16 protein-coding genes are annotated in these 21,186 nt (G+C 66.7%); 12 read left to right on the top strand and 4 right to left on the bottom strand.

Annotated features, from left to right (window positions below):
• Positions 1-4: 4 nt before the first annotated feature.
• Positions 5-1,219, bottom strand: coding sequence for an aminotransferase class I/II-fold pyridoxal phosphate-dependent enzyme (locus ACQR1I_RS21845; RefSeq protein WP_434866597.1), 1,215 nt, complete (start codon positions 1,217-1,219; stop codon positions 5-7).
• A gap of 887 nt (positions 1,220-2,106) precedes the next feature.
• On the opposite strand from ACQR1I_RS21845, the gene bamA reads away from it, so the two are divergent.
• Positions 2,107-4,611 carry an outer membrane protein assembly factor BamA gene (bamA, locus tag ACQR1I_RS21840; protein ID WP_434866596.1) on the top strand — a complete coding sequence of 835 codons (2,505 nt, stop codon included), beginning with the start codon at positions 2,107-2,109 and terminating at the stop codon, positions 4,609-4,611.
• 1,327 nt (positions 4,612-5,938) lie between these two features.
• On the opposite strand, the gene ACQR1I_RS21835 is transcribed toward bamA, so the two are convergent.
• The gene (locus tag ACQR1I_RS21835) at positions 5,939-6,697 is read right to left on the bottom strand and encodes an SDR family oxidoreductase (RefSeq protein ID WP_434866595.1); all 759 of its coding nucleotides are present in this window, start codon (positions 6,695-6,697) and stop codon (positions 5,939-5,941) included.
• A gap of 180 nt (positions 6,698-6,877) precedes the next feature.
• Between ACQR1I_RS21835 and ACQR1I_RS21830 the strand changes: the two genes are divergently transcribed.
• The gene (locus tag ACQR1I_RS21830; protein WP_434866594.1) at positions 6,878-8,404 is read left to right on the top strand and encodes a malonate--CoA ligase; all 1,527 of its coding nucleotides are present in this window, start codon (positions 6,878-6,880) and stop codon (positions 8,402-8,404) included.
• 7 nt (positions 8,405-8,411) lie between these two features.
• On the opposite strand, the gene ACQR1I_RS21825 is transcribed toward ACQR1I_RS21830, so the two are convergent.
• Positions 8,412-8,669, bottom strand: coding sequence for a hypothetical protein (locus tag ACQR1I_RS21825; protein ID WP_434866593.1), 258 nt, complete (start codon positions 8,667-8,669; stop codon positions 8,412-8,414).
• 580 nt (positions 8,670-9,249) lie between these two features.
• On the opposite strand from ACQR1I_RS21825, the gene sdhC reads away from it, so the two are divergent.
• The 9 genes from sdhC (at position 9,250) to ACQR1I_RS21780 (ending at position 18,741) form a co-directional block, all read left to right on the top strand.
• Positions 9,250-9,648, top strand: a complete 399-nt coding sequence (sdhC, locus tag ACQR1I_RS21820) for a succinate dehydrogenase, cytochrome b556 subunit (RefSeq protein ID WP_434866592.1) — start codon at positions 9,250-9,252, stop codon at positions 9,646-9,648.
• A gap of 20 nt (positions 9,649-9,668) precedes the next feature.
• Positions 9,669-10,043, top strand: coding sequence for a succinate dehydrogenase, hydrophobic membrane anchor protein (gene sdhD / locus ACQR1I_RS21815; protein WP_434866659.1), 375 nt, complete (start codon positions 9,669-9,671; stop codon positions 10,041-10,043).
• Between the two features lie 3 nt (positions 10,044-10,046).
• Positions 10,047-11,885, top strand: a complete 1,839-nt coding sequence (gene sdhA, locus ACQR1I_RS21810; RefSeq protein ID WP_434866591.1) for a succinate dehydrogenase flavoprotein subunit — start codon at positions 10,047-10,049, stop codon at positions 11,883-11,885.
• A gap of 49 nt (positions 11,886-11,934) precedes the next feature.
• Positions 11,935-12,717 carry a succinate dehydrogenase iron-sulfur subunit gene (locus ACQR1I_RS21805; RefSeq protein ID WP_434866590.1) on the top strand — a complete coding sequence of 261 codons (783 nt, stop codon included), beginning with the start codon at positions 11,935-11,937 and terminating at the stop codon, positions 12,715-12,717.
• 111 nt (positions 12,718-12,828) lie between these two features.
• Positions 12,829-14,979, top strand: coding sequence for an ATP-binding protein (locus ACQR1I_RS21800; protein ID WP_434866589.1), 2,151 nt, complete (start codon positions 12,829-12,831; stop codon positions 14,977-14,979).
• Positions 14,980-15,042: 63 nt separating this feature from the next.
• Positions 15,043-16,998, top strand: coding sequence for an ABC transporter ATP-binding protein/permease (locus ACQR1I_RS21795; RefSeq protein ID WP_434866588.1), 1,956 nt, complete (start codon positions 15,043-15,045; stop codon positions 16,996-16,998).
• Between the two features lie 119 nt (positions 16,999-17,117).
• On the top strand, positions 17,118-17,945 hold the full coding sequence (locus tag ACQR1I_RS21790) for an FkbM family methyltransferase (protein WP_434866587.1): 828 nt from the start codon (positions 17,118-17,120) through the stop codon (positions 17,943-17,945).
• A gap of 92 nt (positions 17,946-18,037) precedes the next feature.
• A complete protein-coding gene (locus ACQR1I_RS21785; protein ID WP_434866586.1) occupies positions 18,038-18,523 on the top strand; it encodes a pyridoxamine 5'-phosphate oxidase family protein in 486 nt (161 codons plus the stop codon).
• On the top strand, positions 18,523-18,741 hold the full coding sequence (locus tag ACQR1I_RS21780) for a hypothetical protein (RefSeq protein ID WP_434866585.1): 219 nt from the start codon (positions 18,523-18,525) through the stop codon (positions 18,739-18,741). The genes ACQR1I_RS21785 and ACQR1I_RS21780 overlap by 1 nt, the downstream gene beginning before the upstream one ends.
• Here the strand turns inward: ACQR1I_RS21780 and ACQR1I_RS21775 are convergent.
• Positions 18,731-19,138, bottom strand: a complete 408-nt coding sequence (locus ACQR1I_RS21775) for a hypothetical protein (RefSeq protein WP_434866661.1) — start codon at positions 19,136-19,138, stop codon at positions 18,731-18,733. The two genes, ACQR1I_RS21780 and ACQR1I_RS21775, sit on opposite strands and share 11 nt — an antisense overlap.
• On the opposite strand from ACQR1I_RS21775, the gene ACQR1I_RS21770 reads away from it, so the two are divergent.
• On the top strand, positions 19,034-21,118 hold the full coding sequence (locus ACQR1I_RS21770) for an OmpA family protein (RefSeq protein ID WP_434866658.1): 2,085 nt from the start codon (positions 19,034-19,036) through the stop codon (positions 21,116-21,118). The genes ACQR1I_RS21775 and ACQR1I_RS21770 overlap by 105 nt on opposite strands.
• Positions 21,119-21,186: the final 68 nt, after the last annotated feature.

The following is a 21,186-nucleotide window of genomic DNA, read 5'->3' as shown; positions in this document are numbered from 1 at the left end:
GCGATTACCCGAGCGTCTCGACCAGCCGGTGCAGCGCCTCGCCGGTCGTTTCAGCGTCGGCCACCAGCGCCAGCCGGATATAGCCCAGCCCCGGATTGAAACCGTCGGCCTGCGGCCGCGCCAGATAGCTGCCGGGCACGACGCGCACGCCGGCCTCGCGAAACAGCCTGGTCGTCACCGACTCGTCGCCGCCGCGATCGGCGACGTCGAGCCAGACGCAGAAGCCGCCGTCGGGCCGCTGATAACCGTAGCGGTTGCCGATGATCTGGTCGGCGAGATCGAACTTGGCGCGGTACAGCCGCCGGTTCTCCTCGACATGCGCCTCGTCGGCATAGGCGGCGACGGCGACGTGCTGTAGCGGCACCGGCACCTGCGGCGCCGCGACGTTGCGCAGCTCGTGGAAGGCGGCGAGAAATTTGCGGTCACCGGCGGCGAAGCCGATCCGCATGCCCGGCACGTTGGAGCGCTTCGACAGCGACTGGAACGCGACGACGTTGGTGTAGTCGGGACCGGCATGCTCCAGCATGCTGCCGGGCGCCTGGCGCGTGTAGATCTCCGAGTAGCATTCGTCGCTGAAGATCAGGAAGCCGAAGCGGTTTGCGAGCTGGACCAGCTTGCGCATGTAGTCCGCCGATGCCACCGAGCCCTGCGGGTTGGCCGGCGTCGCGATGTAGAACGCGATCGTGCGCGCCAACGTCGCTTCGTCGATCGCATCGAGGTCGGGCAGGAAGCCGTTGTCGCGCGTGGTCGGCAGGTAGATGGAATCGCAGCCGGCGGTGCGGGCGCCGACGCCATACACTGGATAGAACGGGTTCGGCATCAGGATCGCAGGCTTGCCGCGGCGTGGGCCGATGTGGCGGAGCGCGGCATGGGCGGCGAAGAACAGTCCCTCGCGGCTGCCGTTCAGTACCAGGATCTCGTGTTCGGGATCAACAGCGCGCGGCAGCACGAATCGGCGCGACAGCCAGGCGCTCGCGGCCTTGCGGAAAGGCTCGATTCCCTTCGCCGCCGGGTAGCGGCCGAAATCGGCGATGTGCTGCGCCAGCACCGGGCCGACGAAGCCCGGAACGGGATGCTGCGGCTCGCCGACGGCGAGCGTGATCATCGGCTTGCCGGGAGAATGGGGCGCGAGCAGCTCGTTCAGCCGCGCAAACGGCGAGCGTTCGCTCTCCGAATGGCTGGCGCCAGCGGGCGCGGGGGATGAAGCGGTCATTGCCATACGTAAAACGCGCGCCAAACCAGTTGAAGCCGCCGATCGCCCATGAACCGGTGCCTTTGCGGTCACCATAGAGGGGGCGAGGTTAAGACGCGATTAACCATCGGCGCTGGCGTCCGTTTTGATCGTTTTTCACAGCCCGATCCAGAGGCAATTTCGCAACAGCGACGGAGATTGTCGTGATTCGGGTCCGAGAGCGGGGAACCGTCGGACGGATGGTCGAGAAAACAGCCGCCGGCGCGCTGCCAGATACAGCGCCCTCGCCCCTTGCGGGAGAGGGCATGTACGGCCCATCCACGCATGCGGTTGGGTGAGGGGTATGTCTCGGCAAGTCGCGCTCGTGGAGAGAACCCCTCACCCAACCGAGCCTGCCGTACCTTCCTACATGCCCTCTCCCACAAGGGGAGAGGGCGCAGTCACGCGCATCGCGTTAACTTGAAAAAACGGGTGGCCCGGTGCGCTGGAATAAGAATGGGAATCTGCGCGCACCGGGCCTTGGCCGAACTACTTGGGGCTTAGCTCGGACGCCCAGCATGTAGCACTGTCGTTTTTCCGGCGTATTGCCGGTATCAGCTATTTTGTAGAATTTGATGTCGGAACACGCCGAATGCCGCTGCCGCCGGCTAATTTCTTAACGGAGATGTCCGGAGACCGCGTGGCTTTCCGGTCCCAGTGCGGACGGTACACTTATTAGTCGCCACCGGTGCCTCGCGGCGGCATCACTTGCCCAACATTTCCATCCGGAAACATCCAGCCACGCTGCGTATCAATCGACAATTCGCGAAACGAGATTGGCGCATCGCGACCATCTTTGACGGGCATCAGCGATTCCATGGGGCGTGCCGACCACCATTGGCGCGCCGAGGACTCTGATGATCGAAAGAGCGTCGATGATGCGCCTGAGACTGCCGGGCATGCTCGCCCTGATGCTGTTGGCCCTGCCGGTGACATCGTTGCCGCGCACGGCACTGGCGGCACCTGCCGCGGCCGCGACCGCGATCACCGTCGAGGGCAACCGGCGCATCGAAGCCGATACCGTCCGCTCCTACTTCAAGACGGGGCCGTCCGGCGCGCTAGATGCCGGCCAGATCGACGACGGCCTCAAGGCCCTGATCGCGACCGGCCTGTTCGCCGACGTGAAGATCGAGCGCCAGGGCGGCCGGCTGATCGTGCGCGTGGTCGAGAATCCCGTGATCGGCCGTGTCGCCTTCGAGGGCAACAAGAAGGTCAAGGACGAGCAGCTGCAGGCCGAGGTGCAGTCGAAGCCGCGAGGCACGCTGTCGCGGCCGATGGTGCAGTCCGATGCGCAGCGCATCGCCGAGATCTACCGCCGCTCGGGGCGCTATGACGTGCGCGTCACGCCTGAGATCATCGAGCAGCCCAACAACCGGGTCGATCTCGTGTTCACCGTCGTCGAGGGCGTCAAGACCAGTGTGAAGTCGATCAGCTTCGTCGGCAACAATTCCTATTCCGCCGCGCGCCTGCGCGACGTTATCAAGACGCACCAGACGAATTGGCTGAGCTTCCTCGCCAGCAACGACATCTACGATCCCGACCGTGTCGAGGCCGACCGCGACCTGATCCGCCGCTTCTACCTGAAGAACGGCTATGCCGACGTCCAGGTGGTCGCTGCGCTGACCGAGTATGATCCGGATCAGAAGGGCTTCCTGGTCACCTTCCAGATCGACGAAGGCCAGCAATATCGTGTCGGCTCGGTGCAGTTCCAGTCGAGCGTCGCCGGCTTCGACGGCAACGCCTTGCGCGGCTATTCACGCGTCAATGCCGGCGCGCTCTACAACGTCGAGCAGCTCGAGAAGTCGGTCGAGGAGATGCAGATCGAGGCCTCGCGCCGCGGCTTCTCCTTCGCGATCGTGCGTCCGCGCGGCGATCGCAACATCGAGGCGCATACGGTTGCGATCGTGTTCTCCGTCGACGAGGGCCCGCGCACCTATATCGAGCGCATCACGCTGCGCGGCAACACGCGGACGCGCGACTACGTCATCCGCCGCGAGTTCGACCTCTCCGAGGGCGATGCCTACAACCGCGCGCTGGTCGACCGCGCCGAGCGCAGGCTCAAGAACCTCGACTTCTTCAAGGACGTGAAGATCACCGCCGAGCCCGGCTCGTCGAGCGATCGCGTGATCCTGATCGTCAGTCTCGAGGAGAAGTCGACCGGTGATTTCTCGGTCTCCGGCGGCTATTCGACCACCGACGGTGCGCTTGCCGAAGTCTCGATCTCCGAGCGCAATTTCCTGGGGCGAGGCCTGTTCGCGAAGGCCGCGGTGACCTATGGCCAGTATGCGCGCGGCGTGTCGCTGTCCTTCGTCGAGCCGTATCTTCTCGACTACCGCGTCGCGCTCGGCCTCGACGTCTCCTATCGCCAGCAGCTCGCCAACAGCACCACCAGCTACGGCACCCGCACGGTCGGCTTCAGCCCGCGGCTCGGCCTCCAGCTGCGCGAGGACCTCTCGCTGCAATTGCGCTATTCGCTGTACCGGCAGGAGGTCACGCTGCCGTCCTACTTGGCGAACTGCAACAACAACGCGGCCAACGGACTGCTCGCCTTCAATCCGACCCCGGCCTATGTCGCCAGCGTGCTCGGCGGCGTCGATCCGACCAATGCGACCACGTCGGGCGTCTACGGCTATGGCTGCTATGGCGACGGCGAATCGTCGCTGCCGGTCCGCAAGGAGCTCAGCGACGGCGCCGCGCTGACCTCGGCGCTCGGCTATACGTTGAACTACAACACGCTCGATAACACCAAGAACCCGACCGATGGCCTGCTGGTCGATTGGCGCCAGGATTTTGCCGGCGTCGGCGGCAATGTCAGCTACCTGAAGTCCGCGGTGGACGCGAAATATTTCAGCCCGCTGGTCTCCGAGATCGTCAGCGTCATCCATCTGCAGGGCGGCGTCATCAACAAGATCGGCGACAAGGACCTGCGCATGCTCGACCACTATCAGATGGGCCCGAACCTGGTCCGGGGCTTCGCCTCCAACGGCATCGGTCCGCGCGACATCACCTATCGCAGCTTCGGCGCGACCGGCGATGCGCTCGGCGGCACGAAATACTGGGGCGCCTCGGCCGAGCTGCAGATGCCGTTCTGGTTCCTGCCCAAGGAGGTCGGCCTGAAAGGTTCGGTCTACGCCGACGCCGGCTCGCTCTGGGGCTACCAGGGCCCGACCTCCTGGGCTGCCACCGGCGAGGTCAACTCCGCCGCCTGCAAATGCGCCCTGCAATACGACGACAGCAAGGTCGTCCGCTCCTCGGTCGGCGTCGGCCTGATCTGGGCCTCGCCCTTCGGCCCGCTGCGCTTCGACTACGCCGTGCCGCTTTCCAAGGGCAAATACGACGTCGTGCAGGAATTCAGGTTCGGCGGCGGCACGTCATTCTGAGAGGGCGTGGCGTAGCTCTCGCTTTGCCGAGAACACCGCCTCTCACCCCCGGGCGCGGTGCACTCCCCTCCCCCTCTTGCGGGGAGGGGTCGGGGGTGGGGGACCACGAGTCCCGCGGTCGATGAGAATCGGCGCTTCAAAGCCGAACATCCGCCATCCGTCTTCGCGCGCTGCTGCTCTGACTGTCCGCACTCACTCAATTCAGCGCCCGCGGACCCCCACCCCCAACCCCTCCCCGCAAGGGGGAGGGGAGCCCACTGCCGACGCGGCCACACGAGGTCACGGTCATCACGCGGCAGAGATCTTGCGACTACTCGTGGCACACTGCCTCCACCCGTCATTGCGAGGAGCGCAGCGACGAAGCAATCCAGGGGCGACACCCAGAGCTTTGGATTGCTCCGCCAACGCCCTGCCGGCTTCGGCGGACACGTCGCCGCGCCGGCAATGACGGTGGATTGAGTCGCTCGTTCAAAAATTCGACGATCATCAGCCCGCGCTCGCAATGACGATGGAGCTATCAGCATCCCTCCCATGCGCAAACTGCCCGTCGTGTTAGTTTGCCGCAGCATTTCCCCTTGCACCGTCGGGCAAATCACCTGCACATTTCCGCGCGTCCCTGCTGCCGCATGAGGGGCGTGTCGCGACCGTCACGAGACGTTGGCAGTGGGATGCGATGGGTGTGTGTCGACGCAGCGTGGTTCAGTCCTCGCCGACGAACGATCGATGCACGCACGGTCAAGTCGCGCGGTCCTGATATCCCGACGCTGATATCAACTCACGACGAGGCTTCGCCTCGCGTGGGGATGGTGGCCAGCAAGCCGGCGCACCAGGGAGAACGCGAAGCAGCCGTTAAAACCGTTGCGCAGGGAGGGCCGGGCGTTCTCGGCCAGACCTGTGGTACCTGCCGCCTGCATTTTTTTCGCAGGCGGGCCACGGGCGCGGCCAGCGCCCGGCCTTCCCTGCGCCCTCTGTTATTCGAGGGCGGTGAGTTTCAGCACAGCTCGGGCGCATCGTGTCGCGAGGACGAAGGCGCACGCCTTGAACTCTGTCCCGGAGGCAACGCCCGCGCGTCAACCTCAACTGTCGTCCCGGACAAGCGCGAAGCGCGCCGATCCGGGACCCATAACCACAGGGTTCAATTGTTTTGCACGGGACTCTCGGCCTGCCTGTTTCAGACATCACGCGGTATGGGTCCCGGCGTTCGCCGGGACGACGCCGGTGGTGTGACACGCGATGGGCCATTGCAAAGGCTGGCGTCATGTGGCGCCAAGTCCCGGAGATCTCAGTCGTTGCAGGCGCGCTCGCCGTTACCGACCTCCAGCTCCGCTCAATCTCTCTTCCCCGGCGTCTGGACGAATCCCCTGTTCCAGGTCGGGCTGATCAGGATCTCGTTGACGCACACCCTTGGCGGCAGGCTCGCCACGAATGCGATGGTGCGGCCGAGGTCCTCGGGCTGCAGCATGCGGGCCTGCTCCTCGGCGCTCGGCACCACCGGGCGCTGCTCCAGGATCGGCGTTGCGACCTCGCCCGGCATCAGGCAGCAGGCGCGCAGGCCGTTCACGCATTCCTCCATGTTGAAGGAGTGGGTCAGCGCCAGCACCGCATGCTTGGTCGAGGTGTAGGCTGGCCCCGGCATCTTCGAGACGTGCCGCCCGGCCCAGGACGAGACATTGATGATGGTGCCGTCCTGCTGCTTGCGCATCGCCGGCAGCACCGCCTTCATACAATACAGCACGCCGTTGAGATTGATCTCGACCAGCTGGTTCCAGCCGTCCAGCGTCATGTCGCTCCAGCTCCGCTTCGGCACGTTCACGCCGGCGGAGTTGACCGCGAGATCGATCCGGCCGTGCCGCGCCAGGATGGCGTCCGCCGCCGCCTGTACGTCGGCGGCCTTGGCGACATCGAGCGGAACGGCCTCGGCCAGCCCGCCATTCGCCGCTACCTTCGTCACCACGGCCTCGAGCGCCGCCTTGCGCCTTCCCGACACGATCACGGTCCAGCCTTCGGCCGCCAGCGCCAGCGCGCCGGCCTCGCCGATGCCGGTGCCGCCGCCGGTGATCCACGCGATCCGTTTCCCCTTGGTCATATCGTTGCGTCTCCCGTTGCCTTCGAAAGGGCGTTTTTGCTAGAGCAGCCTCGATCAGAGACGGCCATCCTGGCGGCGCCGCCGCTGCCATCCGCCGTCCGGCCCTTTTCGTCTTCGTCGAGCCCGATGTTCCGCCGGCTGAAACAGCCGGCCCGGCGGTGCTCTTGAGGGGAATGTTGCATGAACCAAGCCGCCAACGCCAACCTGTTCGCCCGTCTGTTCGACGGCCTCGACGATCCCAGCCGTCTCGCGATCGAGACCCATGACGGCCAGCGCATCAGCTATGGCGACCTCGTCGCGCGGGCCGGGCAGATGGCGAATGTGCTGGTGAGCCGGGGGGTGAAGCCGGGCGATAGGGTCGCGGCGCAGACCGAGAAATCCGTGTCCGGCCTGGTGCTCTATCTGGCGACCGTGCGCGCCGGCGGCGTCTACCTGCCGCTCAACACCGCCTATACGCTCAACGAGCTCGACTATTTCATCGGCGACGCCGAGCCGACGGTTGTGGTCTGCGATCCTGCCAAGGCGGAGGGTATCGGCGCGCTCGCGGCCAAGGTCGGCGCCAAGGTGGAAACGCTCGATGCCTCGGGCAAGGGCTCGCTCACGGACGCGGCGGACAAGGCTGACAGCGCGTTCACGACCGTGCCGCGCGGCGCGGACGATCTCGCCGCCATTCTCTACACCTCGGGTACGACCGGCCGTTCCAAGGGCGCGATGCTGTCCCACGACAACCTCGCCTCGAACTCGCTGACCCTGATCGACTATTGGCGCTTCACCAAGGATGACGTGCTGATCCACGCGCTGCCGATCTATCACACCCACGGCCTGTTCGTGGCCAGCAACGTGACGCTGTTTTCGCGCGCGTCGATGATCTTCCTGCCCAAGCTCGATCCCGACCTGATCATCAACCTGATGGCGCGCGCCACGGTGCTGATGGGCGTGCCGACCTTCTACACGCGGCTGCTGCAGAACCCGCGGCTGTCGAAGGAGACGACCCGCCACATGCGTCTCTTCGTCTCCGGCTCGGCGCCGCTGCTCGCCGATACCCACCGCGAATGGTTCGCGCGCACCGGCCACGCCGTGCTCGAGCGCTACGGCATGACCGAGACCAACATGAACACCTCGAATCCATATGACGGCGAGCGCGTGCCCGGCGCGGTCGGCTTCCCGCTGCCCGGCGTGTCCGTGCGCGTCACCGATCCCGAAACGGCCAAGGAGCTCGCGCGCGACGACATCGGCATGATCGAGGTCAAGGGCCCGAACGTGTTCAAGGGCTATTGGCGGATGCCGGAGAAGACCAAGTCGGAATTTCGCGACGACGGCTTCTTCATCACCGGCGATCTCGGCAAGATCGACAGCCAGGGCTACGTCCACATCGTCGGACGCGGCAAGGACCTGGTGATCTCCGGCGGCTTCAACGTCTATCCGAAGGAGATCGAGAGCGAGATCGACGCCATGCCGGGCGTCGTGGAGTCGGCCGTGATCGGCGTGCCGCATGCCGATTTCGGCGAGGGCGTCACCGCCGTCGTGGTGCGGCAGCCCGGTGCCGACATCAGCGAGGCCGGCGTGCTCAAGGGTCTCGATGGCCGGCTGGCGAAATTCAAGATGCCCAAGCGTGTGTTCGTGGTCGACGAACTGCCGCGCAACACCATGGGCAAGGTGCAGAAGAACGTGCTGCGTGACCAGTACAAGGACATCTACACGAAGTGACGACGGCTCAGCGCCGCCGCCCGATCGCGAGACCCGCAAGCGCGGCCAGCGGCGGCGCGGCGCAGATCAGTACGAATTCGAGCACGGCGAGCCAGGCAATCTCGTGCTGAATCGCCAGCGCGAGGCAGGCGGCGAACAGTCCCGCTGCGGTGAAGCCGAGGATGCAGGTCAAAGGCTCCTCGGCCGGCTCTTGCGACGACACCTTGCGTGCCGGCAGCGCCGCCGGGCGTTCGGGAATAGTCGGTCTGACCGTTGGAAGCGGCATCGGCGTGCTCTGCACCGCGTCGTTTGTTGCGACCTTCCGAGACTAGGCCGCTTCGGCGTCTTCGGACATGCGGCAAAATGGACCCACGCCGCGCGCCTTTCCTTGCGCCGTCGACCAAGAGGAACGCGTGGGCCAGCGGTGATTTGCCGAAGCAGCGGCAGAACCGGGAGCGCCAGTGCGGGCTCGTTGTCCCGCGAATCGCTCCGGTCAGGTTTGCAGATTCACGGGCCTTACGGGCCTCGCGTCTGCAAACCCGATACGGCGAAGACCGTAGTTAAGCGGTGAATCAATGACCTAGGATTGGCGCTATTTTACAGCTCGGACGTGGTCGCCGCGGCTTCAGCGGAGGGATAGAAATGAATCGGAATTCGCAAAGAGGACGGGTTGACGGGGCCTGGTATACCACGGCGGCGATTGATCCTTTTTTCATGGCTGCCGTAGTACTGAATCACTGTTCGGTTTCGAGCCATTTGGCCGTTGCAACACCTGTTCCTTCTCCGTAAATAAAGCCCGCCTTGCCGATCCACACGGCCGCAAGCCCCTTCCGTTCACGGCCCACAAGAAATCATCAAAGCAACCAATGACAGCCAGGATCGAACGACCGCTTTCGCCGCATCTGCAAACCTACCGCTGGACGCTGACGATGATCTTGTCGATCGTCCATCGCGCCACCGGTGTTGCACTTTATTTCGGGACGCTGCTGCTGGCCTGGTGGCTGATCGCCGCCGCGTCCGGTCCAAGCGCCTATTCCTACGTCCAGGGCTTCATGGCGAGCTTCCTCGGCCGCCTGATCGTGTTCGGCTACACCTGGGCGCTGCTGCACCATCTGTTGTCCGGCATCCGCCACTTCGTCTGGGACCTCGGCTACGGCTTCAAACCCAATGAGCGCGAGACGCTCACCTGGGGCGCACTGATCGGCGGCATCTTCCTGACCGTTCTGGTCTGGATCGTGGCTTACGCAGTGGGAGGCGGCCGATGAGCGACGCACGCGCGAAATCGATGCGGACCCCGCTGGGCCGCGTCCGCAACCTCGGTGCGGCGCATTCCGGCACGGGTGATTTCTGGCGCCAGCGCATCACCGCGGTCGCGATGACCCTGCTGATCGTGCCGGTCGTCGTGGTCGTGATCATGCTGCTCGGCCGCAATCAGGCCGGCGCCGCGCAGATCCTCGGCTCGCTGCCGATCGCGCTGATCATGCTGCTGTTCGTGGTCGCGAGCTGCTGGCACATGAAAATCGGCATGCAGGTGATCATCGAGGACTACGTCCATAGCGAGCCGATCAAGCTCGTCGCCGTGATGGCCAATAACTTCTTTGCCGTGACCGTGGCGATCGCCTCGATCTACGCCCTCATCAAACTGTCCACTGGAGTCTAGCGAATGGCCGGCGGAGCAAATGGCAGCGCGAACGGCGCGCCCGCGACGAACGGAAAAGCCTATCCGATCGAGGACCACACCTACGACGTCGTCGTGGTCGGCGCTGGCGGCGCGGGTCTGCGCGCGGTGGTCGGCTGCAGCGAAGCGGGCCTGCGCACGGCCTGCATCACCAAGGTGTTTCCGACCCGCTCGCACACCGTGGCGGCGCAGGGCGGCATCTCGGCCTCGCTCGGCAACATGCACCAGGACGACTGGCGCTGGCACATGTACGACACCGTCAAGGGATCGGACTGGCTCGGCGACCAGGACGCGATCGAATACATGGTGCGCAACGCGCCCGACGCGGTCTACGAGCTCGAGCATTGGGGCGTGCCGTTCTCGCGCACCGAGGACGGCAAGATCTACCAGCGTCCGTTCGGCGGCATGACCATGGACTACGGCAAGGGCCAGGCGCAGCGCACCTGCGCCGCCGCCGACCGCACCGGCCACGCGATGCTGCACACGATGTATGGCCAGTCGCTGCGCCATGCTGCGGAGTTCTTCATCGAGTTCTTCGCCATCGACCTGATCATGGACGACCAGGGCGTCTGCCGCGGCGTCATCGCGATCAAGCTCGACGACGGCACGCTGCACCGCTTCCGCGCCCAGACCACGATCCTGGCGACCGGCGGCTATGGCCGCGCCTATGCCTCCTGCACCTCGGCGCATACCTGCACCGGTGACGGCGGCGGCATGGCGCTGCGCGCCGGCCTGCCGCTGCAGGACATGGAATTCGTCCAGTTCCATCCGACCGGCATCTACGGCTCCGGCTGTCTGGTCACCGAGGGTGCACGCGGCGAGGGCGGCTATCTCGTCAACGCCGAGGGCGAGCGCTTCATGGAGCGCTATGCGCCGTCCGCCAAGGACCTCGCCTCGCGCGACGTCGTCTCGCGCGCGATGACCATCGAGATCCGCGAAGGCCGCGGTGTCGGCAAGAAGAAGGACCACATCTTCCTGCATCTCGACCATCTCGACCCGAAGGTGCTGCAGGAGCGCCTGCCCGGCATTTCGGAGTCGGCCAAGATCTTCGCCAATGTCGACGTCACCCGCGAGCCGATCCCGATCGTGCCGACGGTGCACTACAACATGGGCGGCATCCCGACCAACTATCACGCCGAGGTGCTGACCAAGAAGGACGGCGACGACAACGCCATCGTCCCGGGCCTGATGGCGGTCGGCGAAGCGGCCTGTGTCTCCGTGCACGGCGCCAACCGGCTCGGCTCCAACTCGCTGATCGACCTCGTCGTGTTCGGCCGCGCCGCCGCGCTGCGGCTCGCCGAGAAGCTGACGCCGAACGGCAAGCAGCCGGATCTGCCGAAGGATTCCGCGGATCTCGCGCTCGGCCGTCTCGACCGCTATCGCTACGCCTCCGGCGGCACGCCGACGGCGAAGCTGCGCGAGAGCATGCAGCACGTGATGCAGACCAACTGCGCCGTGTTCCGTACCGGCGAGGTGCTGCAGGAAGGCCACAACCTGATCCACAAGGTCCATGGCGGCATCGGCGACATCGCCGTGTCCGACCGCTCGCTGGTGTGGAACTCAGACCTGATCGAGACGCTGGAGTTCGACAACCTCATCGCGCAGGCGGTGGTGACGATGGACTCGGCCAACAACCGCACCGAGAGCCGCGGCGCCCATGCGCGCGAGGATTTCCCGGATCGCGACGACAAGAACTGGATGAAGCACACGCTGGCGTGGCTCGACAACAAGGACGGCAAGACCACGATCGATTTCCGCCCGGTGCACAACTACACCATGACCAACGACGTGCAGTACATCCCGCCCAAGGCACGCGTGTACTGATCGCGCGTGTGCTGAGCCCCGTCCGTCAAAAGCAAGAAGGCCTCCCGAAATGGCTGAGTTCGCACTTCCGAAGAATTCGCAGATCACCGGCGGCAAGACCTGGCCGAAGCCGGCCGGCGCCACCGAGGTTCGCGAGTTCAAGGTCTATCGCTGGAATCCGGACGACGGCAAGAATCCGAGCGTCGACACCTTCTATGTCGACGTCAATGATTGCGGTCCGATGGTGCTCGACGGCCTGATCTGGATCAAGAACCACATCGATCCGTCGCTGACCTTCCGCCGCTCCTGCCGCGAGGGCGTGTGCGGCTCCTGCGCGATGAACATCGACGGCCAGAACACGCTGGCCTGCACCAGGTCGATGCACGACGTGAAGGACGGCGCGGTCAAGGTCAATCCGCTGCCGCACCAGCCGGTCGTGAAGGACCTGGTGCCTGATCTCACCAACTTCTACGCGCAATACGCCTCGATCGAACCGTGGCTGAAGACGACCTCGCCGACGCCGCAGAAGGAATGGCGGCAGAGCCACGAGGATCGCGAGAAGCTCGACGGCCTGTACGAGTGCATCCTTTGCGCCTGCTGCTCGACCTCGTGCCCGAGCTACTGGTGGAACAGCCAGCGCTATCTCGGACCGGCGGCGCTGCTGCAGGCCAATCGCTGGGTCAAGGACAGCCGCGACGAGGCCACCGGCGAGCGGCTCGACAATCTCGAGGATCCGTTCCGGCTGTATCGCTGCCACACCATCATGAACTGTGCCAAGGCCTGCCCGAAGGGGCTGAACCCGGCCGAGGCGATCGCCGAGCTCAAGCTCAAGCTGGTCGAGCGGCAGATCTAGGCGCCTCAAGGATACCGTCCGCGCCCGGAAACGTCACAAGTTCCGGGCGTGGCTTGTTTGTAGCTGCAGCCGATTGCGTTAAGCTCATGGCCTTTTCGGGCTGGAGCGACCGTGCAGACCGCACAACGAAAATCGCTGAAGATGCTGCGATGGATGATGGTCGCGTCGCTCGCGCTGCCCGTCGCCCTGTTCGCGATCGCCGCCTACGTCTCCCATGGCACCACCTCCGAGGAGGCGGACCGGGAAATCCGCCGGTCGCTCGACGTCGTCCACGAGCACGCGCTGAAGGTGTTCGAGACGCTCGACCGCAGCCTGTCGGAAATCGACGAGGTGGTGCGCGACCTGTCCGATGCCGAGATCAAGGCGCGCGAGCAGATGCTGCATGCTCGCCTGCGCCAGCTGTCGGACGCATTGCCGCAGATGAAATCCGCCTGGGTATTCGACGCCAATGGCCGGGCCCTGGTCAACAGCGCTATCTATCCGGCGCCCGACACCGGGTTTGCCGATCGCGACTATTTCAGCGCTCACGTCAAGGAAAGCCCCGGCACCTTCATCGGTGCGGCCCTGACGCCGCGCTTGCCCTATCAGGGCGCTCCCTTCTTCAGCGTCAGCCGCCGGCGGCCGGGCGAGGATGGAAGCTTCAATGGCGTCATTCAGGTCTCCGTACTGCCCGACTATTTCGAGCACTTCTATGCCCGCATCGGACGCGCCGCAGGCAGCTATTTCGCGCTGCGCCGCTTCGACGGCCTCATCCTGGCGCGCTTCCCGGCAGGGGGCAGAAGCACGGGTCCGTCGCAGAATGACGTCCCGACGAGCGCCGCCGATACCGAGCAGCTGATCACCGAGACCTCGCCGATCGACGGCATCGAGCGCCGTGTCGGCTACCAGCGCCTCGGCGGCTATCCGGTCTATGTGTCGGCCGGACTGGAGACGGCGACGATCCGGGGCCGCTGGCTCGGCACGATCGGCCGGCATCTGATCTTCGGCATTCCGGCCACCGCGCTGCTCGTCATCTTCCTGACGCTGGCGCGGCGGCGCACGGAGCGGTTCTACGTCGAGGCCGCGCGCCGCCTCGAGGCGGAGGACGCGCTCAAGCATGGGCAACGCATGGAGGCGCTCGGCCAGCTCACCGGCGGCGTGGCGCACGACTTCAACAACCTGCTCACGGTGATCCGGGCATCGGCCGACCTGCTGCGCCGCGCCAACCTGCCGGAGGAACGGCGGCTGCGCTACATCGATGCGATCTCGGACACGGTGGCGCGCGCCTCCAAGCTGACGTCGCAGCTGCTCGCCTTCGCCCGGCGCCAGACATTGAAGCCGGAGGTGTTCGACATCGGCCGCAGCGTCATCACCCTGCGCGATATGACCAAGACGCTGGTCGGCTCGCGCATCGAGATCGTGATCTCGGTGCCCGACGAGCCCTGCTACGTCAACGCCGATGCCGGCCAGTTCGAGACCGCGCTGATCAACATGGCCGTCAATGCGCGCGACGCGATGGCCGGCCAGGGGCGGCTCGCGATCACAGTGGCGGCGGTGGCCGATCTGCCGACGCCCGCGGCCCCGCAGGAGCGTCCGCCGCTGGGCTACGTCGCCATTGCCGTCGAGGACACCGGCGTCGGAATCCCGCAGGAGCAGTTCAGCCGCATCTTCGAGCCGTTCTTCACCACCAAGACGATCGGCCACGGCACCGGTCTCGGACTTTCGCAGGTGTTCGGCTTCGCCAAGCAGTCCGGCGGCGAGATCGGCGTGACCAGTGAGCTCGGCAAGGGCGCCATCTTCACGCTCTATCTGCCGCGCGTGGCTCCCGCGCAGCAGCAGCGCTGCGACGACGACGGCCATGCCGTGCCGATCAGCGGGCAGGGCATGTCGGTGCTGGTGGTCGAGGACAACATCGATGTCGGGCGATCGGCCACGGAAGCGCTGGCCGAGCTCGGCTATCTCACGACGCTGGTCGACAATGCCCGCGACGCGCTGGAAGAGTTGATCGGCGGTGCCAGCCGGTTCGACGTCGTCTTCACCGACGTCGTCATGCCGGGCATGACCGGCCTCGAGCTGGCCGAGGAAATCCGCCGCCTCGAGCTCAACGTGCCGGTCGTGCTCGCGAGCGGCTACAGCCACGTCCTGGCGCAGCAGGGCGCCAACGGCTTCGAGCTGTTGCGCAAGCCCTATTCGATCGAGGAATTATCGCGCGTGCTGCACAAGGTCGTGCCGGTGCCGCTGTATCGCGCTCCGCCGGTGGCGCCGAACTCCGAGGTGCGCTGACACCGCGGTGTTTGCAGGGGAACCGGCGCGGGAACCTTCCAACCAGGCTGCTGTTATCGCGGCATGGGACGGGTCCAGGACATCGAGCGGACCGCTGCGGCGGAGCCCGCAAGGACGCCGATCATCGACATTGCCGCCGAGAACGGCGAGCATGTCGAGCCGCCGCCGCCGGAGGTCGTCGAGCCGGATCCGGAGCTGTCGCCGGAAGAGGCCGAGCAGGTCCGCAAGCGCTATCTGCTGACGCGGTTCTGGATCAGCGCCCGCGGCTATTGGGGCAAGAGCGGCGACCGGCTGGCGTGGGCGTTCACGATCGGCCTGGTCGTCCTGATCGTCGGCACCGTGGCGTTTCAATACGGCATCAACGTCTGGAATCGGTCGATCTTCGACGCGATCGAGAAGCGCGACGCCGCGACCGTGTTTCATCTCACGGCGATCTTCTTCCCGCTGGCGATCGGCAGCGTCGTCCTTGCTGTCGCGCAGGTCTATGTGCGGATGGCGATCCAGCGGCGCTGGCGCGCCTGGCTCACGAATAGCGTCATCTCGCGCTGGCTGAGCAGCGGCCGCTACTACCAACTCAACCTCGTCAGCGGCGATCACAAGAATCCAGAGTATCGTATTGCGGAGGATCTGCGCATCGCGACCGATTCGCCGGTCGATTTCGTCGCCGGCGTCACGTCAGCTCTGCTCTCGGCCGTCACCTTCATCGTCGTACTGTGGACGATCGGCGGCGCGCTGACGCTGCGTTGGGGCGGGAGCGAGATCACCATTCCTGGCTTCCTGGTGATCGCCGCCATTGCCTATGCGGCCATCGCATCCGGCTCGATCGTGACGATCGGCCGCCGTTTCGTGCAGACCTCCGAGGACAAGAATCAGGCAGAGGCCGAATTTCGCTACACGCTGACGCGCGTGCGCGAGAACGGCGAGAGCATCGCGCTGCTCGGCGGCGAGACCGAGGAGCGTGCCGGCATCGACAAGACCTTCGGCAACGTCCTGCAGCAATGGGCGCGGCTCGCCGGCCAGCACATGCGTACGACGCTGGTATCGCAGGGATCGAGCCTGATCGCCCCTGTCGTGCCGCTGCTGTTGTGCGCGCCGAAATTTCTCGACGGCAGCATGACGCTCGGCCAGGTGATGCAGGCCGCGAGCGCGTTCACGATCGTGCAGACCGCGTTCGGCTGGCTGGTCGACAATTATCCGCGTCTCGCCGACTGGAACGCCTGCGCGCGCCGCATCGCGTCGCTGATGATGTCGCTCGACGCGCTGGAGCGCGCCGAGCTCGGTGACGGCCTCGGCCGCATCAAGCGCGGTGAGACCACGGGCGAGGCGATGCTCACCCTGAACGACCTTTCGGTCACGCTCGACGACGGCACCGCTGTCGTCGGCGAGACCGAGGTCGTGGTCGATCCCGGCGAGCGGCTGCTCGTCGCCGGCGAATCGGGGACGGGCAAGAGCACGCTGGTGCGTGCGATCGCCGGTCTCTGGCCATGGGGCGGCGGCAGCATCAACTTCCATCCGGACCGCCGGCTGTTCATGCTGCCGCAGCGGCCCTACGTTCCCTCGGGGAGTCTGCGCCGCGCGGTGGCTTATCCGGGAGCCGCCGAGGATTGGAGCGTGGAGAAGGTCGGCGAAGCGCTGCACAAGGTCGGCCTCGATCATCTCAAGGATCGCATCGAGGAAGAAGCGCCGTGGGATCAGACGCTGTCGGGCGGCGAGAAGCAGCGCCTCGCCTTCGCGCGGCTGCTGCTGCACGGCCCCGATATCGTCGTGCTCGACGAGGCGACGTCGGCGCTCGACGAGAAGAGCCAGGACCTGATGATGCAGATGGTGACGAGCGAGTTGCCCAGGGCAACCATCGTCAGCGTGGCGCACCGGGCCGAGCTGGAGGCCTTCCACAGCCGCAAGATCGTGCTGGAGCGGCGCAAGGGCGGCGCCAAGCTGGTCAGCGACATCGACCTGATTCCGCGCAAGGGCAAGCGGCGCCTGATCGGCCGTTTCCTGCGCCAGCGCAAGCGGGCCTGAGCGACCGCACGCGACGCCGTTGCGCCGTCTCGCGATGGCCACAAAGCAGCCACGCGCTCCGCATTGGAGTCCTCGGCAAAACCGGCTATCACACGGCGCCCTCATTCCAGGACCCGACCTTGACGCCCGACAACGACCCGACGCCGCCTCCGTTCGGCGCTTTCGCTCCCAATGCCGCGCAGGCGCTGGTCATCCGCCTGGCACACGGGTCCGGGCTGAAGCGCGGTGCCTTCCGGCCGATGCTCACCCGAATCGTCGACCTGCTGCGGGCCGGGCCGCTCGACGTCGACTACCAGGGCGCCAGCTTCCGCTTCCATCATCAGGTGAGCGCGACCGAGCGCGGCGCGCTGTTCAATCCCGACTACAACCGCGAAGAGCTCGACTTCCTGCGCAGCCACATTCCGCCCGGCGGCGTCGCCGTCGATGTCGGCGCCAATGTCGGGACCTTTGCATTGCCGCTGGCGCGGCACGTCGGGCCAGATGGACTCGTGATCGCGGTCGAGCCCCATCCTGTGACGTTCGCACGGCTGAGCTTCAATCGCGACGCGTCGGCATTGGCTGAGGTCAGGCTGGTCGCTGCGGCCGCGGGCGACAGCGACGGCGAGGTGATGATCGCCACCGATGGCGACAATCTCGGTGCAAGTCACATCGTCACCGGCCAAGCCGGCGGCGAGGCCTTCAAGGTTCCCTCGCTGCGGCTGCAGGCGATCCTCGAGCAGGCCGGAGCTACGCATGTCGACGCCTTGAAGATCGATGTCGAAGGCTTCGAGGACCGCGTTCTGACGTGCTTCCTGCGTGACGCACCCGCCGCCTTGTGGCCGCGCGCGATCGTGATCGAGCATCTGTCGCGCGACGAATGGCAGAACGATTGTCTCGCCGACATGATGGCGCGCGGCTATCGCGAGATCGGCCGCACGCGCAGCAACACGCTGCTGCTGCGCGGCTGACGCCGCCGCCCCGCGGCGCGCTTTCATCAGGCGAATTCCGGAACATCGCGGGACCACGCGGCGTTGTCGTTCCTGAAACTCAGGAGCGAACCATGGGCAACGATGACGCGCGCGATCAGGATCGCGTCTGGGATTTGATGAAGAAGATCGGCTTCGCCATGCTCGTCACCCGCGATGGTGACCGGCTGCGGGCGCGGCCGATGAGCGCGTATCTCGCGCGCGACGAGAACATGGTCTACTTCCTCACCGATGCGCGCCATCACAAGGACGAGGAGATCGCGCGGTCGCCACAGGTCAATCTCTCCTTTGCCGACGCGGGCAGCCAAAAATACGTCTCGCTGACCGGCACCGCCGCGATCTCCAACGATCGCGCCAAGATTCGCGAGCTGTTCACGACCACGGCCAAGGCGTGGTGGGACAGCGCCGAGGATCCCAACATCCGCCTGCTGCAAATCACGCCCGACGACGCCGAGTTCTGGGACTCGCCAGGCACCGTCGTCAGCTACGTCAAGATGGCAGCCGCCGCCGTGACCGGCACGCGGCCCGACGTCGGCGACAACCGCAAGGTCTCGATGTGATGCCGATCGAACCGCCCGAGATTCCGCCGGCGACGCCCGGTCGTCCCACCGAGCCGCCGCCGGAGGACCCGGTCGGCAACCCGGCTCCGGAAGTGCCGCCGCCGGTGCACGAGCCGGATACGCCCGCGCCACCGCGCGAGCTGCCCGGACAAACCCCGGACGAAGTGCCGGGACGAGGACCGCTTGGCCCGACCACGCCAAGTCCGGTCACGGATTGACCGCGATCGGGCCGTGATCATGATAGATGAGAAAGAGGGCCGGTCGGATGCCGGCCTTCTTCTCGCATGTCCTATCAAGCCTTTGAAATTCAACACTGAATGGGACATGAATGGCGGCAGTGAGATGACGGCTTCGCGTCGAAATAAATCCCCTCGCGAATTTGAACTGCGCCACAATCCGGCCTAACGCATAAAGGTTGATCAGTTCGTGCTGACAAAGAACCTTTTCGGGAAACCAAGACACATGAGCAAATTCCGCGTCCTGCTGCTCGCGACCACCGCGCTGTCGGCGATGCAACTGACGGGCTCCGCATCCTACGCGCAGGGCGCGCCGATGATCATGGCCCAAGGCGGACCCGGTGGCGAGGTCGGTCCCGACGGCAAGCCGAAGCAGCATGGTCAGCCGCCGCAAGGCCAGCCGCAACGCCAGGGGCCTGGCGCTCCGCCGCCCGCTGCGGCTCCGCGTCCGGCGCCGCCTCCACCTCCGCCCCCGCCGGCAGCTGCACCGCGTCCAGCACCGCCGCCCCCGCCTCCGCCGCGTGCTGAGCCGCCGCGTCCAGCGCCGCCACCTCCGCCGCCGCCGCGTGCTGAACCGCCGCGTCCGGCGCCGCCACCTCCGCCGCCACCGCGCGCTGAACCGCCGCGTCCGGCGGCGCCGCCTCCGCCGCCACCGCGTGCGGAGCCGCCACGTCCGGCGCCGCCGCCGCCTCCGGTTGTGGCTCCGCCCGCGCATTCGCCGCCTCCGCCGCCGCCGGTGGTGCCGCGTGAGCCTGCGCGCCCAACTCCGCCGCCCCCCGCTGCCGCACCGGTCACGCCTCCGGCACCTCAAGTGCCGCCCGCGGCCACGCCGGCTTCTCCTGCGCAGCCGCCTGGCGCAACTCCGGGCGCGCGCCCCGGATCGCCACCGCCGGCGGGTGCAACGACGCCTCCACCGCCTCCACCCCATTCGCCGCCTCCCGGCGCGACGCCGCCGCCTGCACCGGGGCAGACGCCGCCGCCAAATGCAGGTCAGCCCCCGGCAGGTCGGCCGGGAGCGGGCGGTCCACCGCCCGGTGCCCAGCCGGGAGGTCTGCCGCCGCGTGGAGGGCCGACGCCGCCGCCGGCTGGGGGAACGCCGCCGTCGCCCACACCGCCGTCTCCGACTCCTCCGGCCGCGCAAACCCCTGCGCCGGGAACGCCGCCCGTCGCCGGCAATCCGCCGCCGGGCGGACGTCCTGGCACGCCTCCTGGCGGCCCGGGCGCACCACCGCCGGTCGCGGGTCAGCCGGGTGGGGGTGGTCCCGCACCTGGCGGCGCGCCGCAGGCCGGGCCGGGCGCGGTGCCGCCAGCCGGACCGCCGGCGATGTCCAATCGCCCGCCGCCGCAGGTGACCGCCCCGATTCCGGCTCCGCCGCCGCCGACGGCTCAGCAGCTGACGCCGATCGCGCCGGGTGCGCCGATGCAGGGACCGCAGCGGCTCGACGACTTCCGCGGCCAGCGCCGCGAGGTTCAGGAGGGCGGACGAACGCTGATCTATGAGCCGGGCCGCGTGATCGTGCGTGACCCGAGCGGTCAGGCGTTCGTGCGTCACGACGAGCTCGAGCGCTTCCGCTATGGTGCGCGCGACATTCGCGTGCAGCAGGAGCGCGGCGAGACGCGCACGGTGGTGATCCGTCCCGACGGCAGCCAGATCGTCACGGTCACGGCTCCGGATGGCCGGCTGCTGCGCCGCATCCGCCGCGACATCGGCGGCCGCGAGATCATCATCATCGACAACACCTATCGCGATCCGCAGGCGGTTGGCGGCTTCTACGTCGAACTGCCGCCGCCGGAGATCCGCATCCCCTACAATCGCTACATCGTCGACGCCGAGGAGGCGCCGCCGGATGTCATCTACGACACGCTGATCGCGCCTCCGGTGGAGCGCGTGCAGCGGCGCTACTCGCTCGACGAGGTCCGCTACTCGCCATCGGTGCGTCAGCTGATGCCGTCGATCGATCTCAACACGATCACCTTCGAGACGGGATCGTGGGAGATCGGCCCCGATCAGGTGGCGAAGCTGCAGGTCATCGCCGACGGACTCAACCAGGCGATCCAGCGCAATCCGCGCGAGGTCTTCCTGATCGAGGGCCACACCGACGCGGTCGGCAACGAGACCGACAATCTGTCGCTCTCCGATCGCCGCGCCGAATCGGTCGCGACCTTGATGACGCAGCAGTTCGGCGTGCCCGCCGAGAACCTGACGTCGCAGGGCTATGGCGAGCAGTACCTGAAGGAGCAGACGCAGGGCCCGAGCCGCATCAACCGCCGCGTCACGGTCCGCCGCATCACCCCGCTGCTCAACGGCGGGCAAGCGGCGCTGCCGCCACCGCCCCCGGGCACCGCGCCGCCGCGCTGAGGCGCGCTGCTACGAAATGAAAATGGCCGGGAGCGATCCCGGCCATTTTTGTTGGCGATCAGCCCAAG

Source organism: Bradyrhizobium sp. HKCCYLS2038, from assembly GCF_051167655.1.
Taxonomy (GTDB): Bacteria; Pseudomonadota; Alphaproteobacteria; order Rhizobiales; family Xanthobacteraceae; genus Bradyrhizobium.
This window is presented reverse-complemented; position numbering and strand designations above follow the sequence as displayed.